We start from the raw sequence: 9,594 nt of genomic DNA on the forward strand, positions 1-9,594 counted from the left end.
TGGAGACGGCCTGCCTGACTCAGCCAGCGTGATGCGCCGCAAACGCGTGCGCGTCAAAGTGCTCAAGCCAGGCAGCCCGGCACGCCTGTGCTTCGCCGCGTGTCGCAAAGGCCGTACCGCGACGTTCACCATTGACCAGTACCACCCAGCAGGCACGGTTACCCACAGCACGCAGCGACGCTGGCACCCCGCTGCCAATCATTACAGCCACATCGACCTTGCTCTGCATGATCCCCTCCGGAATTTAATTAGCAGCCTAACGATGTAGCGATGATAAACCCGGACCCCCAGCGGAAAAAGCTATCCCCGACATAGCTGTATTGCATCAACTGCAACAAACCCGCTCAAGCGCGTGCGCCCTGCTGTGGCCGGTAGCCCAGACGCAAGCCGCCCCAGTGGCGGCCCTGCACCTGGATGGGTACCGACAGATCATGCATCAGCTCGCCGGTATCACGGGTGTAGGTCTGCAACAGCACCGGTTGCTGATGGCTGCCGCAGCGGATACCGGTACGATCGTCGAATTTGCGCTTGCTGCGGTTGTGCGCGGTGTCGGTGGCCTCATCACCGGTCAAGGGCTGGCTGAAGATCTTGTTGTGGGTGGGCACATACCCTTGCTGGGTGCAGGCGATGGCAAACACCAACCCTTCGTGCTGGGCCAGCAACGGCTCCTGGATCGCCGGCAGTACCTGGTCGGTATAGTCGTCGAAGCGTGAGCGATAGCGCGCCGGACGTGTGCCTGGCAACAGCTGGTACTGACGATCGAACAACGCCTCCACGCTCACCCGCCCCTGGGCTATGTCGGCTTCGAACTGTCGGGCAATCTGCTGCGCGCCCAGGCGGGCCAGGTCATACACGCGCTGGTGATAGTCATCCAGGCCCACCTCGGCCAGGCGCTCGCTGATACGCTCGGCCTGCCCTTCCATCTGTACCGCTGCCTGCGCCAGGCGCTGGGTCTGCTGGTCGCTGACCACCAGGTCGCTGCGCATCTGGGCCACGGCCTGAAACAAGCTGTCGAGCTGGGTACGGTTGGTCTCGGTGCCGGCGGCGATGGCATCGATCTGCTGCTCCACGCCCGCCGCCAGCCCGGCAATGGTATCGAGTTGCTCACCCGTGTGTTCGACCTGATCGACGCCGCTGTGCAGGTCATCGGACAGCTCGCGGATCTGCCCCACGACCTGGGCGGTACGCTGCTGAATGTCCGCCACCATCAACCCGACTTCTTCGGTGGCGCTGGCCGTACGCCCGGCCAGCCCGCGCACCTCATCCGCCACCACCGCAAAGCCGCGGCCGTGTTCGCCCGCACGGGCCGCCTCGATGGCGGCGTTCAGTGCCAGCAGATTGGTCTGGCTGGCGATGGTCTGGATCACCAGCGTAACCCGCGCGATGTCTTCGCTGCGCTGGTGCAAGGCTTCGATCAACTCACGGCTGGCCGTCGCACGGGCGCTGAGCTGGTGCATGCGCTGGATCGACTCTGCCAGCACCCTACGTCCGGCCGCGCTGCTCTGGTGCGCCTCACGGGCCGCCGTCAGAGCCTGCTGGCTGAGTTGCGAAGTGACCTTCTCGGTGCCGATCATCACTTCGGCGCTGCTGACGATCTGCGCGGCCGCGCCCAGCTGCGACTGCAACTTGCTCGCCAGTTGCTGCACCGCAAATGCCACGCCCGCTGCCGACAACGCGTTGTGGCTGGTTGCCTGGGACAGATCACGGGTCAGCTCGCCCAGCGGATCGGTGCTGGCCACCGCTTCGACAGGCTGACGACGTATCAGCGGCAGCCACAGGGTGAGCAGGGCCAGCGGCAGGCACAGGTACACCGACACCTGGGCAAACGCCATGGCGCCCAGCAACACAATCAGTACCAGGCTTTGCAGCGCCGGCCCCGACCAGCGGCGCACACCGCCCGAAGTGATCGCCGGTTGCTCCAGCGTGCCTGGCAGAGATCCTTCTCGCATCATGACTAAGCCTCGCGCAGTGTCGTTATTGTGTAGCCATTAAACGCCACTACTAGGCCATTATCCATGCTTCGTTGGATGTAGAACCGGCCTTCTTGATGCAGGACAAAAAACGCAAAAGCCCCGGGGTTTCAAACCCGGGGCTCTCAGGCACGACCGCTGGCGTCAGGCCTGGCGCTGGTGCTTGTCCAACTGCTCGTGACGCTCTTGCGCCTCGATGCAGTACTTGGTGGTGGGGCTGATCAGCAGGCGTTTGAGGCCGATCGGCTCGCCGCTGTCTTCGCACCAGCCGAAGCTGTCGTCCTTGATGCGGCCCAGGGCAATTTCCAGCTGTGGCAGCAGGCGCTGGTCGCGGTCGATGGTATTGACCAGCCAGTGGCGCTCTTCTTCAACCGAGGCGGCGTCGGCAGGATCGGCAGGCGTGTCCAGGCTTTCGATGGCTACACGGTTCTGTTCGATGCGCTCATGGATCTCGGACTTCATCGACTGCAGCAGCTCGGTGAAGAAGGCATGCTGCTCAGCGTTCATGTAGTCATCGGCCGGCATGGCCAGCAACTTTTCCTTTGTCATTGATTTCTCTATAAAAAATACGTGCATTTAGGCGATCGGGTGCTACCGGCGATCAGCTCGACGGCGGCGGAATTCTTCAAGCACCATCCGGCACTCAATTTACAGGGGGCGGCAGTCTACGGCCGAGATTCACAAGGGGCAACCGAAATGAAGGTGGTTTTGTCCGAAAAGCCCCTCAGGCTTGTGTGAAGTCCCCCCGAGGGCGGCCTTTATAGCAAAAAAAACCGTCCGCAGGGGTGCTGCAGGCATTTATCGCGCTGCGGCCTCCCCCAGCAACTGGCTCAATACGGCGCGCAGCTTGCCCGGCTTCACCGGCTTGTTGAGCAGTGGTGCCCCCAGACGCTGCATCGCACGCCGACTCTGGTCGCTGCGATCAGCGGTAATCATCACTGCCGGGATCGCCACGCCGAAATGCACCCGCAGGTCGCGCACCACTTCGCACCCGGTCACACCGTGGTCGAGATGAAAGTCGGCCAGCACCAGCTCTGGCGCACGCCCCTGCAATACGTCAAAGGCGCTGTCACGGTCAGTTGCCGTCAACACCTCGCAGCCCCATTGAGCGAGCAAGGCGGCCATGCTCTGCAAAATACTCAGCTCGTTGTCCAGCACCAGCAGGCGGCGCCCCGGCAGCGGGTCACCGACCCCCGGCAACGGCGCAGCTACCTGCACCGCCGGGGTATGTCGCTCGGCAGACAGGGGCACATCGATGCTGAACACCGAGCCGCGCCCCGGCCAGGAGCGCACCTGTACCGGATAGTCGAGAATGCGGGCGATACGCTCGACGATCGCCAGGCCCAGGCCCACGCCTTTGCGATCGGCGGCGCGCCCCACGTCGAGCTGGTTGAACTCGAGAAAAATCGATTCCAGGCGGTCTTCGGCAATACCGCGACCGCTGTCCCATACCTCAAGCCGCAACTGGTCACCGCGCCGGCGCGCCCCCAGCAGAATGCGCCCGCGCTCGGTATAGCGGCAGGCATTGCTGAGGAAGTTGCGCAGGATGCGCGTCAGCAGGCGCACATCGGTGCGTATCACCTGCCGCCCGCTGCGCACCCTCAGGCCCAGGCCTTCGGCTGCGGCGACCGGCTGGAACTCCGACGCCAGCGGCGCCAATACATCGTCCAGCAAGTACAGGTCCAGGTCAGGACGGATCGCCGCCTGGTCCAGCCGGGAAATATCCAGCAGGTCGCTGAGCAGGTCTTCCGCGCCCTCCAACGCCTGGTGCGCGCGCTCCACCAGTAGCTGTTCGGCAGCCGGCAACTGCCGCTCACGCAGGGTCGAAATCAGCAGCCGTGCGGCATTGAGCGGTTGCAGCAGGTCATGGCTGGCGGCCGCCAGGTACTTGTCCTTGCTGCGGTTGGCGGCCTGGGCCGCGTCCCGCGCCTCGATCAGCTGGTTGGTACGTTCGGCGACGCGCTGCTCCAACTCGTCATTGAGCTGCTGCAGGCGCTCCTGGGCCAGCTTGCGCTCGGTGATATCGGCAACGAAGCCTTCGACCACACCTTCTTCGTCCGGGCGCAGCAACAGGTTCATCAGCACATCGATACTGCTGCCGTCCTTGCGCCGCAACTGCGTCTCGTAGCCCAGCAGGGCCTGCTCGCGCTGCAGCACCTCGGCGATCTCCAGCAGCTCGGCCTGGCCCCCGACAAACAGGTGGCTGGCCAGGTCACGGCGCGAGAACAACACGGCTTGCGCATCGGCGTACCCGAGCATGCGCGCCAGTGCCGGGTTGGCCGCGCGCAGGCCATCTTCGAGGCTGGCCTGGAAAATGCCATGCACGGCATGCTCGAACAGCCACGAGTAGCGCTTGCGCTCGGTTTCCAGCTCATCCAGGCGTGCTGCCAGCTCCGGGTAGTGGCTTTTGCGTACGGTGTGGTTGCTCAGCCCCAGCAGCCCGGCCAGCGCGTCCGCGCCGGGCTCAGAGGGCTTCGCCATAGACCACCTCGACATCACGCTGGCTGGAGACACGCGGATTGGTCAGGATGCACGGGTCGTGCATGGCGTGCTGCGACAGGAACGGAATATCGCTGCTGCCCACCCCGTGCAGCGCCAGGGTTTCGTGAAAGCCCACGGCGTGCTTGAGCGCAATCAGGTGCTCGACCAGCCGCTGGCGGATCTGGTTGTGGTTCAGGCCGCGGCTGTCGATACCCAGGGTTTGGGCAATCAGCTTGAAGCGCTCGGGCGCGGCACTGTAATTGAACGCCACCACGTGCTCGACCAGCACGGCATTGCACAGGCCATGGGGCAGGTCGAGAAAACCGCCCAGGCTGTGCGACATGGCATGCACCGCCCCCAGGATCGCATTGGAGAAGGCCAGCCCGGCCTGCATGCTGCCCAGCATGATCTTCTCGCGCAGGGCGATGTCGAGCGGGTTGGCGATCATCTGCACCAGGTTGCCATTGATCAGGCGCATCGCCTCCAGCGCATGGGGGTCTGTCAGCGGCCCGTGGCCGGTCGACACAAAGGCCTCGATGGCGTGCACCAGCGCGTCGATGCCGGTACAGGCCGACAGGAACGGGTCCATGCTCAGGGTGGTTTCCGGGTCGATCAGCGACACATCAGGCACCACCGCCTTGCTGACGATAGAGAACTTCATGCGCTCCTGTTGGTTGGAGATGATCACGAACTGCGACACATCGGCCGAAGTGCCTGCCGTGGTCGGGATCAGGATCAGTGGCGGGCTCGGCACGCGGATGGTGTCGACGCCTTCGAATTCGAGGATGTGGCGGCCATGGGCGACCACGATGCCGATACCCTTGGCGCAGTCCATCGGGCTGCCGCCGCCCACCGCGACGATTACATCGCACTGTTCGCTGCGGTAGCGCTCGGCCCCCGCCATCACCTCTTCGACCCGCGGGTTGGGTGATATGTCGTGGTACTGGCAGTAGTCGATACCCTGGCTCTGCAGGCTGGCCTCGATATCAGCGACCCAACCGGCGGCGATCACGCCGGGGTCGCTGACCAGCAGTACCTTGCGTGCGCCAAAGGTCTTGGCGTAGTTGGCCACATGGTGCCGGCAGCCGGCGCCAAAAATGATTTCGGGCGAGACGAATTTACGCAACTGGCTCAGTTTCGGGCTCATGCAACGCCTTCTTGTTTTTTAAGATAGCGCCAGCCTAAAGCATCAGGTGGGGATTGCAATCAGACCATCGGCAGGTCTGTACAAGGCAGCGCCGGTACCTGCAAGCAGGTACCGGCGCAAGAGGGATCAACGGCTGGCGAAGTACATGGTCACTTCAAAACCGATACGCAGATCAGTGAACGCGGGTTTTTTCCACATAAGTCCATCCTCTTCTGGCGCCACAGGATTGCGGCGCGTCTATTAATACACCGTTGCCGGCGCAGGTCGAATGCTACTTTGGCACTGCTGTGTCACCACCACCCCGGGCGCTAGAAGAAACCCAGCGGGTTGACGTCGTAGCTGACCAGGAGGTTCTTGGTCTGCTGGTAGTGGTCGAGCATCATCTTGTGGGTCTCGCGGCCCACCCCGGACTTCTTGTAGCCACCGAACGCGGCGTGCGCCGGGTACAGGTGATAGCAGTTGGTCCACACGCGGCCGGCCTTGATCCCGCGGCCCATGCGATAGGCACGGTTGATGTCGCGGGTCCATACGCCGGCGCCCAGGCCGAACTCGGTGTCATTGGCAATGGCCAGCGCTTGGGCCTCGTCCTTGAAGGTGGTCACGCCGACCACCGGGCCGAAGATCTCTTCCTGGAACACGCGCATGCCGTTGTGGCCCTTGAGCAGGGTCGGCTGGATGTAGTAGCCGGTCGCCAGGTTGCCCTCGAGTTTCTCGGCATTGCCACCGGTCAGCACCTGGGCGCCCTCCTCACGCGCAATGTCCAGGTACGAAAGGATCTTCTCGTACTGCTGGGCAGACGCCTGCGCGCCGACCATGGTCTCGGTGTCCAGCGGATCGCCACGCTTGATCTGGGCGATCTTCTTCATGACCACGGCCATGAAGGGCTCGTAGATCGACTCCTGCACCACCGCCCGCGACGGGCAGGTGCACACTTCGCCCTGGTTGAAGAACGCCAGCACCAGGCCTTCGGCAGCTTTCTCGATGAAACTCGGCTCGGCCTGCATGATGTCTTCGAAGAAGATGTTCGGCGACTTGCCGCCCAGTTCCACGGTGCTCGGGATGATGTTCTCGGCGGCGCACTTCATGATGTGCGAGCGACCGGGGTGGAGCCTGTGAACGCGATCTTGGCGATGCGCGTGCTGGTGGCCAGTGCCTCGCCGGCTTCACGCCCGAAGCCCTGCACGATATTCAGTACGCCCGGCGGCAGCAGGTCACCCACCAGCTCGGCGAACACGGTGATCGACAGCGGGGTCTGTTCGGCAGGCTTGAGCACCACGCAGTTGCCAGCAGCCAGAGCGGGCGCCAGTTTCCATGCAGCCATCAGCAGCGGGAAGTTCCACGGGATGATCTGCCCGACCACACCCAGTGGCTCATGGAAGTGATAGGCGGCAGTGTTCTCGTTGATTTCGGCGGCGCGCCTTCCTGCGCGCGAATGCAGCCGGCGAAGTAGCGGAAATGATCGGCGGCCAGCGGCACGTCGGCATTCAGGGTTTCGCGAATGGCCTTGCCGTTGTCCCAGGTTTCACTGATGGCCAGCACTTCGAGATGCGCTTCGATGCGGTCGGCGATCTTGAGCAGAATGCGCGAACGGTCCTGCACCGAGGTACGGCCCCACGCGTCGGCGGCGGCATGGGCTGCATCCAGCGCGGCCTCGATGTCGGCGGCGCCGGAACGCGGAAACTCGGCAATCAACTGGCCGTTCACCGGGGAGCTGTTGCTGAAGTATTCCCCACCCAGCGGCGCGACGAATTGACCACCGATGTAATTGCCATAACGGGGTTTGAAGCTGACGAGGGCACCTGGAGTGCCGGGCGCTGCGTAGATCATGATCGGGCCTCTGTTGATCCAGGCCTGTCGCAGTGACAGGCAGTGATCCGATCTTAGTCAGCGCGCCCGCCCGCACGAATGGCCCATTGGCAGGGGACGGCTCGTCATTTGGTAGTAGTTGTTCAGCGGTCCTTGAACTGCGCTTCGCGCTTGGCGATGAACGCGGCCATGCCTTCCTTCTGGTCTTCGGTGGCGAACGCCGCATGGAACACCCGCCGCTCGAAGCGCACGCCTTCCGAGAGGCTGACCTCGAAGGCGCGGTTGATGCTCTCCTTCACCATCATGGCCACCGGCACGGATTTCTTCGCGATCTGCGCCGCGACCTTGAGGGCTTCCTCGAGCAGTTGCTCCTTGGGCACGATGCGCGCCACCAGGCCGGCACGCTCGGCCTCCTCTGCACCCATCATGCGCCCGCTCAGGCACAGTTCCATGGCCTTGGCCTTGCCCACCGCACGGGTCAGGCGCTGGGTACCGCCCATGCCCGGCAGCACCCCCAGGTTGATTTCCGGCTGGCCGAACTTGGCGTTGTCGCCCGCCAGGATGAAGTCGCACATCAGTGCCAGCTCGCAGCCGCCGCCCAGGGCAAAGCCCGACACCGCGGCGATGATCGGCTTGCGCCGGTTGGCGATGCGGTCGCTGTCGCTGAACAGGTCGTCCAGGTAGATCTGCGGGTAGGTCAGCTCGGCCATTTCCTTGATGTCGGCACCTGCGGCAAAGGCCTTTTCAGAGCCGGTCAGCACGATGCAACCGATGTTCGGATCGGCTTCGAGCTGGTCGAGTGCCAGGTTCAGCTCGCGCACGATCTGGGCATTCAGCGCATTGAGCGCCTGCGGCCGGTTAAGGGTGATCAGGCCGACCTTGTCACGGACGTCCAACAGAATGGTTTCAAAACTCATGCAAGCTGCTCCCTTCAAAGATTGCGCGCAATGACCATGCGCTGAATGTCGCTGGTACCTTCGTAGATCTGGCACACCCGCACGTCGCGGTAGATACGCTCCAGCGGGAAGTCGCTCAGATAGCCATAACCGCCGAGTGTCTGCAAGGCATCGGAGCAGACCTTCTCGGCCATCTCCGAGGCGAACAGCTTGGCCATCGACGCCTCCACCAGCGCCGGGCGCCCGGCATCGCGCAAGGCGGCGGCATGATGCACCATCTGCCGCGCCACGGCGATGCGCGTGGCCATGTCGGCCAGGCGGAAGGCCACCGCCTGGTGCTCGATCAGCGGCTTGGCGAAGCTCTCGCGCTCGCGCGCGTAGTCACGGGCCACCTCGAAGGCCGCGCGGGCCATGCCGACCGCTTGCGAGGCAATGCCGATCCGCCCGCCCTCCAGGTTGGCCAGGGCGATCCGGTAGCCTTCGCCCTCTTCGCCCAGGCGGTTGGCCAGCGGCACCCGCACGTTGTCGAAGACGATCTGGCAGGTATCGGAGGCATGCTGGCCGAGCTTGTCCTCGACCCGTGCCACTTGGTAACCGGGCGAGTCGGTCGGCACGATAAAGGCGCTGATGCCACGTTTACCAGCGGCCGGATCAGTGACAGCAAACACGATGACCACGCCGGCATTCTGCCCCGAGGTGATGAACTGCTTGCAGCCATTGAGCACGTAGTGGTCGCCGTCCAGGCGTGCACGGGTCTTCAGGCTGCTGGCATCGGAACCGGCCTGCGGCTCGGTCAGGGCAAAGGCGCCGAGCATCGCCCCGCTGGCCAACGGCATCAGGAACTGCTGTTTCTGCTGCTCGCTGCCGAATTTCAGGATCGGCACGCAACCCACCGAGTTGTGCACGCTCATGATCGTCGAGCAGGCACCGTCACCAGCGGCGATCTCTTCCAGGGCCATGGCGTAGGCCACATAACCGGTATCGCTGCCGCCCCACTGCTCCGGCACCAGCATGCCGAACAGGCCCAGTTCGGCCATCTCTTCAATGGCCTCACGCGGGAAACGGTGTTCGCGGTCCCACTGCTCGGCAAAGGGGCGCAGGCGCTCCTGGGCGAACTGGCGGACGGCGTCGCTGATTTGCTGTTGTTCGTCATTGACTAGCATGCTGCACCTCAGTTCAGACACTCGACGGCCATGGCCGTGGCTTCGCCGCCACCGATGCAGATGGCCGCGATGCCGCGGCGCAGGCCGTTCTGGCGCAGGGCCGCAAGCAAGGTCACCAGGATGCGTGCGCC

Annotated in this window: 8 protein-coding genes and 2 pseudogenes; all 10 read right to left on the reverse strand. The window is 63.9% G+C overall.

The genetic code is table 11. The features are described 5' to 3' along the window. Window positions 1-19: 19 nt before the first annotated feature. Entirely contained in the window at window positions 20-229 is a 210-nt protein-coding gene (locus G3436_RS17770) for a hypothetical protein (RefSeq protein WP_163947528.1), read from the reverse strand. A 115-nt stretch (window positions 230-344) separates the two neighbouring features. Next, entirely contained in the window at window positions 345-1,952 is a 1,608-nt protein-coding gene (locus G3436_RS17775; RefSeq protein ID WP_163947531.1) for a methyl-accepting chemotaxis protein, read from the reverse strand. A 162-nt stretch (window positions 1,953-2,114) separates the two neighbouring features. Beyond that, window positions 2,115-2,519 (reverse strand): TraR/DksA family transcriptional regulator, encoded by a 405-nt coding sequence (locus G3436_RS17780; protein ID WP_163947534.1) that lies wholly within the window; start codon window positions 2,517-2,519, stop codon window positions 2,115-2,117. A gap of 249 nt (window positions 2,520-2,768) precedes the next feature. Continuing rightward, window positions 2,769-4,451: a PAS domain-containing hybrid sensor histidine kinase/response regulator gene (locus G3436_RS17785; RefSeq protein ID WP_163947537.1), complete on the reverse strand. Its 1,683-nt coding sequence runs from the start codon at window positions 4,449-4,451 to the stop codon at window positions 2,769-2,771. Beyond that, window positions 4,435-5,598, reverse strand: a complete 1,164-nt coding sequence (gene ercA, locus G3436_RS17790) for an alcohol dehydrogenase-like regulatory protein ErcA (protein ID WP_163947540.1) — start codon at window positions 5,596-5,598, stop codon at window positions 4,435-4,437. The genes G3436_RS17785 and ercA overlap by 17 nt, the downstream gene beginning before the upstream one ends. 126 nt (window positions 5,599-5,724) lie before the next feature. Further along, window positions 5,725-5,796 carry a pyrroloquinoline quinone precursor peptide PqqA gene (gene pqqA / locus G3436_RS17795; RefSeq protein ID WP_020289857.1) on the reverse strand — a complete coding sequence of 24 codons (72 nt, stop codon included), beginning with the start codon at window positions 5,794-5,796 and terminating at the stop codon, window positions 5,725-5,727. Window positions 5,797-5,906: 110 nt separating this feature from the next. Then, window positions 5,907-7,425: pseudogene (exaC, locus tag G3436_RS17800) on the reverse strand (acetaldehyde dehydrogenase ExaC). 122 nt (window positions 7,426-7,547) lie between these two features. Continuing rightward, the gene (locus tag G3436_RS17805) at window positions 7,548-8,321 is read right to left on the reverse strand and encodes an enoyl-CoA hydratase (RefSeq protein WP_163947543.1); all 774 of its coding nucleotides are present in this window, start codon (window positions 8,319-8,321) and stop codon (window positions 7,548-7,550) included. Between the two features lie 14 nt (window positions 8,322-8,335). After that, window positions 8,336-9,463, reverse strand: coding sequence for an acyl-CoA dehydrogenase (locus G3436_RS17810; RefSeq protein ID WP_163947545.1), 1,128 nt, complete (start codon window positions 9,461-9,463; stop codon window positions 8,336-8,338). An 8-nt stretch (window positions 9,464-9,471) separates the two neighbouring features. Next, window positions 9,472-9,594, reverse strand: a pseudogene (locus G3436_RS28345) (hypothetical protein); the annotation flags it as partial.

It is taken from the genome of Pseudomonas brassicae (assembly GCF_010671725.1).
Lineage (GTDB): Bacteria > Pseudomonadota > Gammaproteobacteria > Pseudomonadales > Pseudomonadaceae > Aquipseudomonas > Aquipseudomonas brassicae.